At 66.3% G+C, this 15,562-nt stretch carries 19 protein-coding genes; 4 read left to right on the forward strand and 15 right to left on the reverse strand.

All coding sequences use genetic code 11. The features are described 5' to 3' along the window. Positions 1-36: 36 nt before the first annotated feature. Complete coding sequence (locus tag OU998_RS13940) at positions 37-753, forward strand: hypothetical protein (RefSeq protein WP_267514257.1); 717 nt, start codon at positions 37-39, stop codon at positions 751-753. 4 nt (positions 754-757) lie between these two features. Here the strand turns inward: OU998_RS13940 and flhA are convergent, their stop codons facing one another. From flhA to fliF, 7 genes are all read right to left on the reverse strand, one after another. Beyond that, the gene (gene flhA, locus OU998_RS13945) at positions 758-2,851 is read right to left on the reverse strand and encodes a flagellar biosynthesis protein FlhA (protein WP_267516805.1); all 2,094 of its coding nucleotides are present in this window, start codon (positions 2,849-2,851) and stop codon (positions 758-760) included. A gap of 28 nt (positions 2,852-2,879) precedes the next feature. Then, positions 2,880-3,776 (reverse strand): class A beta-lactamase, encoded by an 897-nt coding sequence (gene bla, locus OU998_RS13950; RefSeq protein ID WP_267514258.1) that lies wholly within the window; start codon positions 3,774-3,776, stop codon positions 2,880-2,882. A 2-nt stretch (positions 3,777-3,778) separates the two neighbouring features. Continuing rightward, entirely contained in the window at positions 3,779-5,197 is a 1,419-nt protein-coding gene (locus tag OU998_RS13955) for a sigma-54 interaction domain-containing protein (protein WP_267514259.1), read from the reverse strand. A 69-nt stretch (positions 5,198-5,266) separates the two neighbouring features. Further along, the gene (gene fliN, locus OU998_RS13960) at positions 5,267-5,599 is read right to left on the reverse strand and encodes a flagellar motor switch protein FliN (RefSeq protein ID WP_267514260.1); all 333 of its coding nucleotides are present in this window, start codon (positions 5,597-5,599) and stop codon (positions 5,267-5,269) included. Then, positions 5,599-6,246 (reverse strand): flagellar assembly protein FlbE, encoded by a 648-nt coding sequence (locus tag OU998_RS13965; protein ID WP_267514261.1) that lies wholly within the window; start codon positions 6,244-6,246, stop codon positions 5,599-5,601. The genes fliN and OU998_RS13965 overlap by 1 nt, the downstream gene beginning before the upstream one ends. Before the next feature lies 1 nt (position 6,247). Then, positions 6,248-7,279 carry a flagellar motor switch protein FliG gene (gene fliG / locus OU998_RS13970; protein ID WP_420709747.1) on the reverse strand — a complete coding sequence of 344 codons (1,032 nt, stop codon included), beginning with the start codon at positions 7,277-7,279 and terminating at the stop codon, positions 6,248-6,250. Further along, the gene (fliF, locus tag OU998_RS13975) at positions 7,279-8,916 is read right to left on the reverse strand and encodes a flagellar basal-body MS-ring/collar protein FliF (RefSeq protein ID WP_267516807.1); all 1,638 of its coding nucleotides are present in this window, start codon (positions 8,914-8,916) and stop codon (positions 7,279-7,281) included. The genes fliG and fliF overlap by 1 nt, the downstream gene beginning before the upstream one ends. Positions 8,917-9,137: 221 nt before the next feature. On the opposite strand from fliF, the gene OU998_RS13980 reads away from it, so the two are divergent. After that, the gene (locus tag OU998_RS13980) at positions 9,138-9,260 is read left to right on the forward strand and encodes a hypothetical protein (protein ID WP_267514262.1); all 123 of its coding nucleotides are present in this window, start codon (positions 9,138-9,140) and stop codon (positions 9,258-9,260) included. Here the strand turns inward: OU998_RS13980 and OU998_RS13985 are convergent. After that, positions 9,250-10,275 (reverse strand): alpha/beta fold hydrolase, encoded by a 1,026-nt coding sequence (locus OU998_RS13985; protein ID WP_267514263.1) that lies wholly within the window; start codon positions 10,273-10,275, stop codon positions 9,250-9,252. The two genes, OU998_RS13980 and OU998_RS13985, sit on opposite strands and share 11 nt — an antisense overlap. A gap of 29 nt (positions 10,276-10,304) precedes the next feature. Continuing rightward, positions 10,305-10,607, reverse strand: a complete 303-nt coding sequence (locus OU998_RS13990; protein ID WP_267514264.1) for a DUF3253 domain-containing protein — start codon at positions 10,605-10,607, stop codon at positions 10,305-10,307. Between the two features lie 47 nt (positions 10,608-10,654). Here OU998_RS13990 and OU998_RS13995 point away from each other — a divergent pair, with 47 nt between their 5' ends. Then, the gene (locus OU998_RS13995; protein ID WP_267514265.1) at positions 10,655-11,086 is read left to right on the forward strand and encodes a PaaI family thioesterase; all 432 of its coding nucleotides are present in this window, start codon (positions 10,655-10,657) and stop codon (positions 11,084-11,086) included. Here OU998_RS13995 and OU998_RS14000 read toward each other — a convergent pair whose 3' ends face one another. The 6 genes from OU998_RS14000 to OU998_RS14025 all read right to left on the reverse strand — a co-directional run bounded on the left by OU998_RS14000 (position 11,087) and on the right by OU998_RS14025 (position 14,741). Continuing rightward, positions 11,087-11,338: a type II toxin-antitoxin system VapC family toxin gene (locus OU998_RS14000; protein ID WP_324287992.1), complete on the reverse strand. Its 252-nt coding sequence runs from the start codon at positions 11,336-11,338 to the stop codon at positions 11,087-11,089. Then, positions 11,339-11,461 carry a hypothetical protein gene (locus tag OU998_RS14005; protein WP_267514266.1) on the reverse strand — a complete coding sequence of 41 codons (123 nt, stop codon included), beginning with the start codon at positions 11,459-11,461 and terminating at the stop codon, positions 11,339-11,341. Continuing rightward, positions 11,458-11,769: a type II toxin-antitoxin system Phd/YefM family antitoxin gene (locus OU998_RS14010; protein WP_267514267.1), complete on the reverse strand. Its 312-nt coding sequence runs from the start codon at positions 11,767-11,769 to the stop codon at positions 11,458-11,460. The genes OU998_RS14005 and OU998_RS14010 overlap by 4 nt, the downstream gene beginning before the upstream one ends. Before the next feature lie 35 nt (positions 11,770-11,804). Beyond that, the gene (locus tag OU998_RS14015; protein WP_267514268.1) at positions 11,805-12,425 is read right to left on the reverse strand and encodes a glutathione S-transferase family protein; all 621 of its coding nucleotides are present in this window, start codon (positions 12,423-12,425) and stop codon (positions 11,805-11,807) included. Positions 12,426-12,452: 27 nt separating this feature from the next. Then, positions 12,453-13,727, reverse strand: a complete 1,275-nt coding sequence (locus OU998_RS14020) for a NupC/NupG family nucleoside CNT transporter (RefSeq protein WP_267514269.1) — start codon at positions 13,725-13,727, stop codon at positions 12,453-12,455. 135 nt (positions 13,728-13,862) lie between these two features. After that, the gene (locus OU998_RS14025; protein ID WP_267514270.1) at positions 13,863-14,741 is read right to left on the reverse strand and encodes a branched-chain amino acid aminotransferase; all 879 of its coding nucleotides are present in this window, start codon (positions 14,739-14,741) and stop codon (positions 13,863-13,865) included. An 82-nt stretch (positions 14,742-14,823) separates the two neighbouring features. On the opposite strand from OU998_RS14025, the gene OU998_RS14030 reads away from it, so the two are divergent. After that, entirely contained in the window at positions 14,824-15,561 is a 738-nt protein-coding gene (locus OU998_RS14030) for a response regulator (RefSeq protein ID WP_267514271.1), read from the forward strand. The last annotated feature ends 1 nt before the right edge of the window (position 15,562 follow it).

The following is a 15,562-nucleotide window of genomic DNA, read 5'->3' on the forward strand; positions in this document are numbered from 1 at the left end:
CTCTGCGGGGGCAGATCAAACACGGGGAGCGGGAAGATGATCTGGTGGTGGTGGATTTTGCCGGCGGCTGTGGCGCTGATCGGCTTCGTCGTGCTGATCCGGGGCCTTCGGGCGCTGTTCGGGGGCAAGCCGGTGCGGGGCGTAGCCGGGGCGCTGTTCGGCGGCGGGGCGCTGTGGGCCGCATCGCTGGCGACCTTGTTCGGCATGAACCTCCAAACCTTCGAACGTCTGACCTATGAGCGTCCGGTGGCGACCCTGGCTGTCCGCCAGCTTGGGCCACAGTATTACGAGATCAACCTGACCCAACCGACGCCGCAGGGACGGGCGGCCGACGCCGGCGCCCTGTATCCTGTTCACGGTGATGACTGGCGGATCGAGGCCCAGGTTCTGAAATGGAAACCCTGGGCCAATGTCATGGGGCTGGATTCGCAATACCGGCTGGATCGTCTGTCGGGCCGGTACCGCGCCATTGAGCAGGAACTGCACGGGGAACGCAGCGCCTATGACCTCGCGGCCGCGACGTCCAACGCCCGTAACGGCAGGGCGCCCTTCAAGGTCGAGGCCTGGGACGCCATCCGCAAGTACCGTCCCTATGTCGATGCGGCCGACACCCTTTACGGATCGGCGGCCTATATGCCGATGGCCGACGGCGCCCGGTACGAGGTGTGGATCACCCAGTCGGGCCTGGTCGCCCGGCCCGTCAACGACGTAGCGCGCAACGCCTCAGCCGGTGGTTGGACCGTGGCGAACTGAGCGGTCAGACCTGGCCCAGGGTGCGCAGCTTGGCGCGGGGGTGGATCTCATTCTGGCTCATGACAACGGTCTGTCCGCGGAACCGCTCGATGATCGAACGGACATAGGGGCGGGTCTGCGGACCGGTCAGCAGGACCGGGTTCTCGCCCGACATGGCGATCCGCTCGAAGGTGTCGCGGACACTGCGGATAAAGTCCTGCAGCCGTGACGGAGCCATGGCCAACTGCTTGTCCTCGCCGCCGCCGATCAGGCTCTCGGCGAAGGCGGCTTCCCATTCCGGCGACAGGGTGACGATCGGCAGGGCGCCGTCCCCGCCCTGATGCTGCCAGCACAGTTGCCGAGCCAGGCGGGCGCGGACATGTTCGACCAGGGTGGTCACGCTGGAGCTGTGGGGCGCCGCCTCGGCCAGACCTTCCAGAATGGCGGGCAGATCGCGGATCGAGACCTTTTCGCGCAACAGCGACTGAAGCACGCGCTGAAGCGTGGTGACGGTGACGACCGTGGGGATCAACTCCTCGACCAGCTTCTTCTCTTCGACGCCCAGTTCCTTCAGCAGTTTCTGGGTCTCGCTGTAGGACAGCAGGTCCGCCATATTCTCCTTGAGGATCTCGGTCAGGTGGGTCGTCAGCACCGTCGAGGGATCGACCAGCGTATAGCCGTGGAAGGTGGCTTCCTCGCGCAGGTTCTCGTTGATCCAGGTGGCGGGCAGACCAAACGCCGGCTCGCGCATGTGCTCGCCCGGCAGCTCGACCTGACGGCCGGAGGGATCCATGGCCATCAGGTGGCCCAGACGCACCTCGCCCTGGCCCGCCTCCATTTCCTTGATGCGGATAGCGTAGCCCTGGGTGGGCAGGCGCATATTGTCGAGGATGCGCACCTGGGGGATGACGAAACCGTATTCCTGCGCCAGCGACCGGCGCAGGGCCTTGATCTGATCGGTCAGCCGCCGGCCCTCGAGATCATTGATCAGGCTGAGCAGGGAATAGCCCAGCTCGATCTTCACCTCGTCGATGGTCAGGACATTGCTGATCGGCTCCTCGACCTCTTCCTTGGGCTTGGCGGCGGCGGCGGCGATCTCGGCCTCGGTCGGCTGGGGCTTCAGCCGACCCCGCCCCAGTTTCCAGGCCATAAAGCCCGAACCGATAGCCAGGGCGGCGAAGGGGATCAGCGGCATGCCGGGGATCAGGCCGATCAGGCCGGCCGCGCCCGACACCACGCCCAGCGAAACGGGGTTTGTGGCCAGCTGGGTGACCATGGCCTTGTCCGCCGTACCCTCGACGCCCGCCTTGGACACCAGGAAGCCGGCGGCGATCGAGATGATGATGGCCGGCACCTGGGTGACCAGGCCGTCGCCGATGGTCAGCTGGACATAGGTGTTGGCGGCCTCCATCGCCGGCATGCCGTGCTGGAGCGTCCCGATCAGGATGCCGCCGATGGCGTTGATGAAGGTGATGATAAGGCCGGCGACGGCGTCGCCGCGCACGAACTTGGAAGCGCCGTCCATGGCGCCGAAGAAGGTCGATTCCTGCTCCAGCTCCTTGCGGCGCAGCTTGGCCTGGTCATCGGTGATCAGGCCCGACGACAGGTCGGCGTCGATGGCCATCTGCTTGCCCGGCATGGAGTCCAGGGTGAAGCGGGCCGAGACCTCGGCGATCCGGGTCGAGCCCTTGGTGATGACGACGAAGTTCACCACCAGGATGATGGCGAAGATGATCACCCCGATGATGAAATTGCCGCCCATCATCAGCTGACCGAAGGCGTTGATGACCTGACCGGCGGCGTCGTGACCTTCCTGGCCGTGGGTCAGGATCAGGCGGGTCGAGGCCAGGTTCAGGCCCAGGCGGAACAGGGTCGAGACCAGCAGCACCGTCGGGAAGATCGCAAAATCCAGCGGCCGCTTCATCATCACGGCCGTCATCAGGATCAACACGGACGAGACCAGCGAGATCGCCAGCAGCAGGTCCAGAAGCATCTTCGGGACCGGCAGGATCAGCAGCATGATCACGCCGATCACGCCGACCGCCATCAACACTTCGCCGCGATTGACCCAGCCCAGGACGTCGCGCCCGGTGGGGCGCGCCATGCCGTCCTTCATCATTGTGGGCGCGTCAGTCGCGACAGGCGTATCAGTCACGGCCCAGCGCCTTCAGGGCGCGGCGGGTCGCCTCGGCGATCACGGCGTCGCGCTGATCGTCGGTCGCCTCGGTCGCGCCGCTGAAATAGGCCGCGACGATCACCGGCGCGCCGCTCAGCGGCGTCAGCATGGCGACGTCGTTGGCCGTGCCGTTGGCGCCGGTCCCGGTCTTGTGGGCGACGGTCCAGCCTTCGGGAACCCCTGCCTTGATCCGGTTCGGACCGGTCGTCGTCGCCGTCAACCAGCCGTTCAGCAGGGCGTCGTTCTCCGGCGTCAGCCGGTCGCTGAAGGCCATTTCGCGAATATTGGCCAGGGTCTGCTCGGGCAGGCAGGTGTCGCGCGGGTCGTTGGGCAGGGCGGTGTTCAGGTCCGGCTCCAGGCGCGAAATGACAGTGGTCGTGTCGCCGAAGGTCGGCCACCACGAACGCCATACGGCGATTCCGCCCATTTCGCGGATCAGGATATTGGCGGCGGGATTGTCGCTGAGTTCGACCGCCGCCTGCATCAGTTCGCGGATCGTCAGGGTGCGGCCGACGGCCTTTTCGGTCGTCGGGGCGTGGGGGATCAGGTCCGCCGCCGTGATCCGCACCGGCCGGTCCAACTGCTCCTCGTCGCGCTGTACTCGCTCCAGGGTGGCGGCGGCCAGGAAGGCCTTGAAGGTCGAGCAGAAGGGAAAACGCTCCTGCGCCCGCCACAGGACGCGGCGTCCGCCGCCCACGTCGAGTGCGGCCAGCCCCAGGCGGCCGCCATGCCGCGCCTCAAGATCGGACAGGAAGATGTCCGCTTCCTGCTCGGCGGGGCTTTCGGCCGGGGTGCGCGGCGCGCAGGCGGTCGCGGCAAGGCTGAGCCCGCCTGCGATCAACGCCCTGCGATCCACGCCGTCGCTCATGTTCAGGCCGCGTAGCCAGAGGCGGACACGCCCGACTGCGGCGCAGGAATAGTCGTGCCCTCGTCAGCGTATTCGTTCAGCTTGTTGCGCAGCGTCCGGATCGAAATGCCCAGGATGTTGGCCGCGTGGGTCCGGTTGCCCAGGCAATGGGTCAGGGTGTCCAGGATCAGGGTCTTCTCCATCGCCGCCACCGTCTGGCCGACGAAGCTGCGGGTCACGGCGTCGGCGGCCTGCGCCGCGCGCGCGGCCACGCCGCCGCCGTAGGGGTTCTCCTGTCCGGAGGGCGCTGCGCCCATCATGCCCGAAGCCGGCGTCAAGGGCTGGCCGTCCGGCAGGCGGATCGCATCGACGTCGATCTCAGGACCGGTCGCCAGCAGCACCGCGCGGTGCATGGCGTTCTCCAGCTCGCGGACGTTGCCGGGCCAGCGGTAGGCGCTGATCGCCTGGCTGGCCCGCGCGGACATGGGCCGCACCGGCACGCCGTTGGCGGCGGCGTATTTCTTGATGAAATGCTCGGCCAGAACGCCGATGTCGCCCGGACGCTCGCGCAGCGACGGCAGGCGCAGGTTCACGACGTTCAACCGGTACAGCAGGTCCTCGCGGAACGTGCCTTCCGACACGGCGCGGGCCAGATCGCGGTTGGAAGTGGCGATGATGCGGATATTGACGGAGACCGGCTTGGAGCCGCCGACCCGGTCGATGACCCGCTCCTGAATCGCGCGCAGCAGCTTGGCCTGGAGCCGGGCGTCCATCTCCGAGATTTCGTCCAGCAGCAGGGTGCCGCCGTCGGCTTCTTCGAACTTGCCGATCCGGCGCGCGACGGCGCCGGTGAAGGCGCCCTTCTCGTGCCCGAACAGTTCGGACTCCAGCAGATTGTCGGGAATGGCGGCGCAGTTGACGCTGATGAAGGGGCGTTCCGACCGGCGCGAATTGTCGTGCATATAACGCGCCATCACCTCCTTGCCGACGCCGCTTTCGCCGGTGATCAGGATGGAGGCTTCCGAGCGCGCCACCTGATCGGCCAGTTGCAGCACCGCCTTCATCGACGGGTCGGCCGAGATCATCGGCTTCTCGTCGTCGGCGACGGCGGCCAGCACCGCGGCGATCAGTTCGGCGTCCGGCGGCAGGGGGATGAACTCCTTCGCCCCGGCCTTGATCGCCGCCGCAGCTTCGCGGGCATCGGCGTCAACGCCGAAGGCCACGACCGGCACCGTGATCCGTTCAGCCTCGTTCGCGGCGATCAGGGCCGCGATGTCGAGCTGGTAGTCGACCATCAGCAGATCGGCGCCCTGCCCTCGTCGCAACTGTTCCGTCGCCTGGTCCGCGCGCTCGACGTGGCTGACCTTGGCGCCGTGCGCCATGGCCATCTTCACCGCCGAAGCGAGCTGTCCGCTCAGTCTGCCTACCACTAGAAGACGCATTGTTCTTCTCCTCTAAACTTCCATCCGGGTCGCCGTCGTTCAGCCGCGCAGAGCCTGCGCGGCCTCACCTCAGCTCCCCGAGTCCTCGGTCTTGATGATTTCCGTCATGGTCACGCCCAGTCGGTCGTCGACGACGACGACCTCACCGCGCGCGATCAGGCGGTTGTTGACGAAAATGTCGATCGCCTCGCCGACCTTGCGGTCCAGCTCCAGCACCGACCCCTTGTTCAGCTTCAGCAGTTGGGCCACCGACATGTGCGACTTGCCCAGCACAGCCGAGATATTCACCGGCACCTCGAACACCGTCGCCAGGTCGGCGGCGGTCTTGTCGCCATGATCGTCGATCGTGGCCAGGGCGGTGGAGTCCGGAAACTCCTCGAGCGGAAGATCGTCGGAGGCCATCAGAAATCACTCCGGGCAGAATTGATCGGGGGTTCGGCATGCCCGGCCTCGGCGGCCAGGGCGGCGGTCAGGGCCTCGGCCACGCGCTGGGCCGAGCCTGCGGGATCGTGGTCGGCGCGGCCGTCGGCCCATTCCAGCTGGAAGGCCGCCGTACCCATGCCCGGTTCGTCGCGGAAGGCGACGACGCCGGTGAAGCCGCTGTCGGCGCACGCCCGCTCGATCTGGGCGCGCCCCTCGTCGTCCAGGGCTTCCGCGCGCACGACCAGACGCGGCGAGGCGTCGATCTCTTGCGCCAGGGCCTCGAGGGCGGCGCGCAGAGGCGCCTGGGGGAAGCGCTCCAGCGCCGCGCCGCCGATGGCGCGGGCCGCCGCCAGGGCCAGATCGGCGGACTGTTCGCGATGGGCCTGGGCGACGCCGCGCAGCGAGGGCATGGCCGCCGCCACGCCCTGGGCGATGTTGGTCAGGGCCATGGCGCGAATATTCTCGATCTCGGCCAGCGCCTGCTGGCGGGCCTCCAGCTTGGCGTGCGCGACCAGGGCGTCCACCTCGGCCGGCAGATAGCTGCGCTTGGCCGGCTTCCAGGCGCTTTCACGCACCACCGAGCCGTCGGCGTCGAACTCTGTGTCAAAGGCGAAGGGGGTGCTCATGTCAGTAAATCAACTCATCTTCAGAACCCTGGCCGGCCAGCATGATCTCGCCCCGCGCGGCGAGATCCTTGGCGACCTGAACCATGGCCATCTGTGCGGTATCGACGTCCTTGAGGCGCACAGGGCCCATGGACTCCATGTCCTCGCGCATGATCTTCGACGCCCGCTCGGACATGTTGGAGAAGAACATCTCGCGAAGGGGCTCGGACGCGCCCTTCAGGGCCAGGCCCAGCGAGTCCTTGTCCACCGCACGAAGCAGGGTCTGAACGCCGCCGGGGTCCAGCTTGGACAGATCTTCGAACACGAACATCAGGGCCCGGATCCGCTCGGCGGATTCGCGGCTGCGCTCTTCCAGGGCGCCGATGAAGCGGGCCTCGGTCTGGCGGTCGAAGCTGTTGAAAATGTCGGCCATCATCTCGTGGCTGTCGCGCTTGGAGGTCCGCGCCAGGTTCGACATGAATTCGGTGCGCAGCGTCGCCTCGATCTTGTCCAAGATCTCGCGCTGGACCGGCTCCATCCGCAGCATCCGCTGCACGCATTCCAGGGCGAAGTCTTCCGGCAGGGCGGTCAGCACGCGGGCGGCGTGATCGGACTTCACCTTGGACAGGATGACGGCGACAGTCTGGGGGTATTCGTTCTTCAAATAGTTGGCGAGGACCGCCTCATTCACATTGCCCAGCTTGTCCCACATGGTGCGACCGGCCGGGCCGCGGATTTCCTCCATCAGGCCGTCGACGCGATCCTTGGGCAGGAAGGAGGCCAGCAGCTTCTGCGTCTGCTCGAAACTGCCCACGACGGCGCCCGAACCCGCCAGGCCCGAGACGAATTCGATCATCAGGGCCTCAACCGCTTCTGCGGTGACGGAGCCCAGGGTGGCCATGGCCTGGGAGATCTCCTTGACCTCCTCGTCGTCCAACCTTTCCCACAGGGCCGTATGTTCCTCGCCAAGCGCCAGCAGGATGACGGCGGCCTTCTCCGGCCCCGTCAGCTTGTTGGGATCGTCGATGGAGTTTTTCTTGACCAGCTTGGCCATCAGCCTTCCGCCACCCAGGTGCGCAGGATGCTGGCCGCCTCATCCGGATGGGCCGCGACGAAATCGGCGACCTTCTTGACCGAGGAGGCCTTAACCTGACCTTCGATCCGGGCGATGTCGATCTTCTGATCCATCTCGTTCGAGGATGGGAGTTGGACGAGTTTGGGCTGGCCGTCCGCGCCGATGACGGTGGTCGTCACCATCTCGACCGGCACGCCGTCCGGACCGGCGATCATCTTAGGCCCCGCCCCGGCCCCCGCCGTCTTCAGCAGCGGACGCAGCACGAAGAAGATCAGCAGCAGGGCGACCACGGCCAGGATCGCCAGCTCGATCAACCGCATGATGTCGGTGCGCGAGAAGTCGAACAGCGACGCCTTGCCCTCCAGGCCACCGGCGATGCCGGTGTCGTGGTTGAAGCGGACGTTGATCACCTCGATCTTGTCGCCCCGGGCCTCGTCGATGCCGGCAGCGGCGGCCACCAGCGACTTGATCTGGGCGATCTCCTCGGCGGTGCGCGGCGCGTAGGTCGGCTCGCCCTGGCCGTCTGCAGCGGGGGTCCATTTGCCGTCGACGGCGACGGCGACCGCCAGCTTCTTGACCTCGCCCGGCTCCTTGGTCGTCGTCGTGGTGGTGTTGGAGATTTCGTAGTTGGTCGTCTCGGCGTTCTCGGCGCTGGTCGCGCCGGCCGGCGTGTTGGCAGGCGGCGCGCCACCGGGGATGTTGTTGGCCGCCGTTACGCCGCCGTCGTTCTGGCCTGTCGTGTCCGACGATTGCGCGCCGTTGGCGGTGGTGGAGCGCACGACCTGGCCGTCCGGATCGAACTTCTGTTCCTGAGTGGTCGAACGGCTCTGATCGATGTCGGCGGTCACCTGAACACGCGCGGCGCCGATGCCGACCACGCCCTCGACGATATCCTTGATCCGGGCCTGCAACTGGGCCTCGGTGTTGCCCTTGGTTTCGGCGGCCGAGGCGGAGGAGAAGGTCCCATCGTCGGTGCCGGCCGCCAGTGTGCGGTTGTTCTGATCGGCGACCGTGACGCGGTCAGGCTTAAGGTTCGGGACCGACGACGCTACCAAATTGCGGATGGCCCGCACCTGATCCGGCGTCAGATCCCGACCGCCCAGCCCGACCAGTACAGCCGCAGTCGGCTCCCCGGCGGCGGCGGTGAACATCTCACGGCGCGGCATGGTGATATGGACGCGGGCGGCGGTTATGCCCCGCATCGACATGATGGTGCGCGACAGCTCGCCTTGAAGCGCGCGCTGTTCGTTCAATTGCTGCTGGAACTCGGTCTGACCCAGCACCGATTGGTTGTCGAAGATTTCGTACCCGACAGAGCCGGAGGTCACGAGACCTTTCTCGGCGATCAGCATCCGGGCCGTGCCGACGTCGTCCCGGTTCACCATCACGGTCGAGCCGTCGCCTTTGGACGCATATTTGATGCCGGCCTGTTGCAGGGCGGTGGTGATCTCGCCGGCCTCGCGCAGATCGAGATTGGAATACAGCAGCGCGTCCGGCGCCTGCCCCACGCGCAGCATCACGGCGACCAGCACGGCGGTCACGCCTGCGGCGACGCCGAGGACTGCGGCCAGACGGCCGATCCCGAACTTCTGCAACGCCGCCGTAAAGCCGCCCACGCGTTCCCGCCCCAAACTCGCGGAAGACACTGACGCTCCGCTAGGCAGAAAATGCCGCCTTGATGGTAAACGTCACGTTAAGAGACGTTTACGCGGTGTCCTCGAGGAACGTCGTTAACGCGGACAGCCATCTCGGTCTTGTGATCTGAAGCCCCGAACCCGAGACCCGACTCGCGCGTATGATCCGTGCACGCCCCCGTCAGAGGGGCATGGAGGATGCTATGACGATCTGGAATCCCGGCCCTCATCCGTCGCACGGCGGCCTATGGACCGCACTGGGCTATGCCGTTGCGGCCGTGATCTCAATCGGCGTGTGGGTCGCACTCGCCAGCTTCATGGCCTGACGTCCGCGGATTTCTCGAGCTGCGGCAGGACAGCCGGCGCGCCCGAAGGCAAGGGCGCCTCGGGATCCTTCAGCCACGACACCACGTCGCGATAGACGATTTCGGCGTCGAGATCGCGGTTCAGCAGATGCCAGCCGTCCGGATACCAGGCGGTGCGCAGGCTCCCGCCCTCGGCCTGAGCGCGCTCCAGGGCGATCCGCATCGGACCCTTTTTCACGATCTCGTCGTGGGCGCCGTACATCAGGATGGCGTCGCCGCGAATACGACCCAGACTGCGGGACGAAGTTTCCATCAGATCGACCAGTCCATAGACGGTGTCGAACCGGGTCGAGAGGATGCTCATCGGATCTCGTCCGTTACGGATCAGCTCCAATGTGTTCGACGAGGCATGGATGTCGCGGGTGATGAACTCCGGCGGCTCCAGGGCCACATCGCCCAGGGCGCGGGCGGCGATGTTCAGGGCCACGCTGTTCAGCGGCCCCTGGGTCGACCAGCCCCACACCCCCGGCGCCAGCAGTATGATCCGGTCCGCGTCCGGCGGATTGTCGGATCCAAAAGCGGCCGCCGTCACCGATCCCCCCATGCTCTCACCCACGACGGCGATGACAGCGTTCGGGTAGCGGGCGCGAGCGAGGGCCGTGATCTCGCGCAGGTCGTCGGTCATGCGCTGCTGCCCGGCCCAGACGCCACGACCGGGAGCCGCGCCGAAACCGCGCTGGTCATAGGCCCAGGTCTCGATCCCCTGCTCGGCCCACCAGGGCCCCGCCAGACGGAAGCTGGCGTCGTGATCATTCATCCCGTGCAGGGCCACGATCACCGCCCAAGGCGCCTGATCGGCCGGCCCCCAGCGCAGATAGGGCAGACGCGCGCCGTCGGACATCACCAGGGCGCGATCCTCGACGTGGGCGCCGGCGAACCCCGGCGGCGGCGTCATCGGCGGCTGGACATGGGGCGTGGCGCAGGCGGCCGCCCCCAAGGTCAAAACGAGCGCGGCGATAGCGAAAACGGCTTTCATGCGCACATCCTTGTGAAACCCCGTCGAGATCAGTCGTCATCATCCTCGACGACCGGCGGACGGCGGCTCAGGGCCAGGGCCGTCTCTTCCTCGGTCGCTTGACGCAAGCGTGTCACGCCCCGGAAGTCGTCCGGATCGACCGGCTTGCCCTTCTTGGTGATGGTCAGCTTGCCCTGGCGCATCAGGCCCAGGGCCGTGGCCCGCACCTTGGGCAGCATGCGCTGCCACTGCTCAGGCTGTAGCGCCTTGGCCACTTCGGCCGGCTCGATGCTCTTGCCGGGCTCAAGCGCGGAAATTTTGTTCAGGATTGCGGTTTCGATAGGATCGCTCATTGCGCCTATATGCTTCACAGCGAGACCAGAAGTAAGGCCGAGTCGTCATGCCGAAGAAAATCACCGTCACCGAAGGCGAATTCGCCGGCTGGCAGACCTATGACCTCCACGACACCTTCGATGTGGTGGTGGGGCCCTTTTACGGCCGGCTAGACCCCGACGGCCACATGCGCTGCGCCTTCCGCGCCGAGCAGAAACACATGAACGCCGGCGGGCGGATGCACGGCGGCTGTCTGATGACCTTCGCCGACATCGCCATGTTCCAGATCGCCTATCAGGAGATGGAAGGCGCATCGGGCGTAACCGTCCAGCTGGACTCCACCTTCATCGACGGCGCCTATGTCGGCGAACTGATCGAGGCGACCGGCCAGGTGACCAAGGCGGGCAAGAGCCTGATCTTCGTGCGCGGCCAGATCAACACGGGGGAACGGCTGCTGATGACCTTCTCCGGCGTGATCCGGAAATTCACGCCGCGTTGATCAGGTCAGCAGGATCGGCACGTCGTAGTCGGCAAGCGCGTGGTCGCCGGTTACCAGCACCATCCCCTCCTCCAGCGCCTGCGCCACCAGAAGCCTGTCGAAGGGGTCCGTATGGAGCACCGGGAGCCGGCTGACCCGCCAGGCGTGAATAGCCGATACGGGTAGGAAGCGAGCCTGCCGCTCCAGATCGCGGACCAGGTCGTCGTCAAAGGCCAACCGGCCTCTGGCCACCTTGGAGGCGATTTCCAGCAGCTATGCGGTGCTGACGATCAGTTCGTTGCGCCGATCAGCCAGGGCGGCCAGCACTTCTGGCCGCAAACGCTGCCGCCACCCGGTCATCCAGACCACGACATTGGTGTCGAGCAGCAGCTTCACTTGTCGTCGAACGAGACCGGCGGCTCGGCGACCTGCGTCATTCCCGCGACGCCCTCGACCCCATACAGCCGATCCAGCATGGCCTCGTCGAACTCGGGCTGGTCCCAAGCCTCATCCAGGATCACACGCCCCTGATATTTGTCGAAGGCGGCCATGCGGTCCACAGCGGCGTCCGCTGCGGTCACAGGCGACAACCGGACCAGCGGCTTGCCCGCCTTGGCGATGACGACCTCTTCGCCCGCCAAAGCGCGTTCGATCAGTTTCGACAGGGTCGTCTTAGCTTCATGGATGTTCGCTGTGACGGCCATGACGGTAAGCTAACCTAGCTAAGCCCGATCTTCAATCAGACCCCGGCCTTAGCCGCCGGCCGCGCCCGACAGGCGTCGAACCAGCGGTGCAGGTTCTCGAACTCGGCCGGGGGCCGGTAGCGGACCATCCGCGCAAAGTCCAAACCCACCACGGCGACGATGTCGGCGATGGTGAACCGGTCCAGGGCGATGAACTCCCGCTCGGCCAGATGCCGGTCCAGCGTCTTCATGAACCGCTCGGCCGACACCCGGTTGTAGTCCGCCACCTGCGGGATCTGCACCGCCTCCAGCGCCGCCAGCGCCGGGTGGGAGTGGCGCACGTTCAGCATGATCGGGTTGGACAGATAGAACTCGCACCGCCGGGTCCACATCTCGACCACCGCCTGTTCGCGGGCGTCGCGGCCGAACAGATTCGGCTCTGGATACAGGGCTTCCAGATAGCGACCGATGGCCACGGATTCCGAGATGGTCGTGCCGTCATCCAGCTCCAGCGCCGGCAGATGCGGCACGCCGACCTTGTTCCGATATTCCGGCTTCTTGTGATCGCCGGTCAGGATGTCGATCTCGATCAGTTCGACATCCTCGACGCCCTTCTCGGCCATGACCCAACGGACCCGGCGCGGATTCGGCGCGCGGTGCGAGGTGTAGAGCTTCATTGAGCGTCTCCGTTGTTTTGGGAAACGCTACTGCCCAAACACCGCCGCTGGCAAGGCGCCGACGATGGCGGCGCTCATCAGGGTGGCCATGAAGCCAGCGAACAGGGCCTTCCAGATCAGGCCCAGAACCTCGTGACGCCGTTCCGGCATCAGCACCGACAGACCGGTCACGGTGATCCCCACCGAGCCGATATTGGCGAAGCCGCAAAGCGCATAGGTCATCAGCATCCGCGTCCGCTCGCTCATGGCCTCAGGCGGCAGCTTGCCCAGTTCGATGAAGGCCACGAACTCGGTCAGGGTCAGTTTGACGCCCAGCAGCCAGCCGCCCAGCGCCGCTTCGCGCGTCTCGACGCCGATCAGCCAGGCCAGGGGGGTGAACAGCACGCCCAGGATCCGCTCGACCGTCAGCGGCTCGCCGAAGACGATGAAGCCGCCCAGCATGATGTTGACCAGGGCCACCAGGGCCACAAAGACGATAAGCACCGCCGAGATGTTCAGCACCACCATCAGGCCGTCCGACGTGCCCTTGGAGATGGCGTCGAGACTGCTGTCGTACTTGAGCGCCGAGTCATAGCTGATCGACTGAATGGCTTCCTTGTCCGGCTCGGGCACGATGATCCGGGCCAGCAGCACCCCGGCCGGCGCCGAGACGATGGAGGCGACCAGGACGTGGCCGGCGGCGTTGGGCAGGGCCTGGGACAGGATGCTGGCGTAGGCGACCATGGTCGAACCGGCGACCGTCGCCAGGCCCACGGTCATCATCAGAAAGATTTCGGACCGGCTCAGCTTGTCCAGATAGGCCTTGATGACGATCGGGCTCTCGATCGTGCCCAGGAAGATATTGGCCGCCACCGCCAGGGCCGAGGCGCCGCCCAGGCCCATGGTGCGCTGGAACAGCACCCCGAAGCCGCGGATCAGCCACTTCAGGATCTTCCAGTGCCACAGCAGGGCCGACAGGGCCGAGATGACCATGATCAGCGGCAGGACGTTGAAGGCGAAGGTGAACAGCGCCCTCTCGTTCTGCACCGCATAGGGCTGATCCCCGCCGGCCAGATAACCAAAGACGAAGCGTGTGCCCTGGGCCGTGGCGACCGCCAGACCGTCAATGGCGCCCGTCACGGCCGCCAGAACGGTTCGCGACCCCGGAATGGCGAACAGGGCCAGCACCAGCGCCGCCTGAACCGCGACGGCGCCGATGGCCAGTTTCCAGGGGAAGTCCCGCCGGTTCTCGGAAATCGCCCAGCACAGGGCGATGATGACGACCAGGCCGAACAGGCTCTGGAGGTTCAGAAGACTGAACATGAAAGGCGATCCCCTGACCGGCCCGCGCCGGTTTCATCCGCTTCAAGGACAAAGTGACGCGGCTGACAAGGGGCGCACGAAAAAGGGCGGCGCCGAAGCCCCGCCCCTCTTCACATCAAGACCGTTCAAACCGGCTTACAGCTGGCCGCGCACCAGCCGGCCGTAGGTCTCCATCAGGTCCAGCGACAGGGCGCCGGGGGTGAAGCGATAGTCGCCCACCTCGGCCACCGGCGTCACCTCGACGGCGGTGCCGGTCAGGAAGCACTCCGAGAAGTCCGACAGTTCTTCCGGCAGGATGTCGCGCACCACGACCTCGATCCCCTTGGACTGGGCGATCTCGATCACCGTCTGACGGGTGATGCCGTCCAGGATGTGCTCGACCTTGGGCGTGTGCAGCACGCCGTCCTTGACGAAGAAGACGTTGGCGCCGGTCGCCTCGGCCACATAGCCGCGCCAGTCCAGCATCAGGGCGTCGGCATAGCCGTCCCGCTCGGCCGTGTTCTTGGACATGGTGCAGATCATGTACAGGCCGGCCGCCTTGGCGGTGGTCGGCGCGGTCGCCGGATCGGGACGGCGCCACTTGGCCCATTGCAGACGCAGGCCGCGCGCCTTGACCTCAGGATCGAAATAGCTGGGCCAGTCCCACACGGCGACCGCCAGGTGAACCTTGTTGTTCAGGGCCGAGACACTGGTCTGTTCCGGACCGAGATAGGCGACCGGACGCACATAACAGTCGGTCAGACCGTTCTTGGCGCAGGTTTCGTTACAGATGGCGTCGATTTCGGCGACGCTGTAAGGTATCTCGAAATCGAGCAGGTTCGCGGACCGCTTCAGGCGCTCCGAATGCGGCGTCAGCTTGAAGATTTCGCCGCCATACATACGCTCACCCTCGAATACCGACGAGCCGTAGTGAAGGGCATGGGTCAGAATGTGCGTCTTCGTTTCCCGCCAGGGCACGAATTCGCCGTCCATCCAGATCCAACCATCGCGATCGTCGAAAGGAACCAAGGCCATTGAAACACGTCTCCCGCAGAATTGCCGGTGTTAGAGCCGCCCGAATCGTTCAGGTCAACGCCCTGATCGCGGGGAATGTCGCATGAGCATCACCGAATACCGTTCGCAAGGCCGGTCGGGCCCTATCGCCGGGCCAGGCGTCGGCCGCCATCTGCTGATCGTCGACGACGACGACCGCATCCGCGAGCTGCTGAAGGAATACCTGTCGCGCGAGGGCTATCGCGTCACCGGCGCCGCCCACGCGGCCGCCGCCAAGCGGATGATGGAACTGATCGAGTTCGACCTGGTCGTGCTGGACGTCATGATGCCGGGCGAGAGCGGCCTGGACCTGACCTCCTGGGTCCGCGCCAAGGCCGAAACCTCTAAGACGCCAGTCCTGCTGCTGACCGCGCGCGGCGATCCAGAGGATCGGATCGAGGGCCTGTCGCGGGGCGCCGACGACTATATGTCCAAGCCGTTCGAACCGCGCGAACTGGTGCTGCGGATCGAGGCCATCCTGCGCCGCACCGGCGGCAAGCCCATCGGCCCGCGCGAGATCAAGCTGGGAACGGCCGTGTTCGACATGGAGCGGCTGGAGCTGATCCGTGACGGCGCGCCCCAGCGCCTGACCGAGGCCGAGGCCCAGTTGCTGAAGACCCTGGCCCTGCACGCCCACGCCCCGGTCGAGCGGATGAGCCTGTCGCCCGACACGGCCGACATCACCGGCCGCGCCGTCGATGTTCAGGTCACGCGCCTGCGCCGCAAGCTGGAAGCCGACCCCAAGAACCCGCGCTACCTCCAGACCGTGCGCGGCGTCGGCTATATGCTCGCGCCCGACTGAT

It is taken from the genome of Brevundimonas sp. SL130, assembly GCF_026625805.1.
Lineage (GTDB): Bacteria > Pseudomonadota > Alphaproteobacteria > Caulobacterales > Caulobacteraceae > Brevundimonas.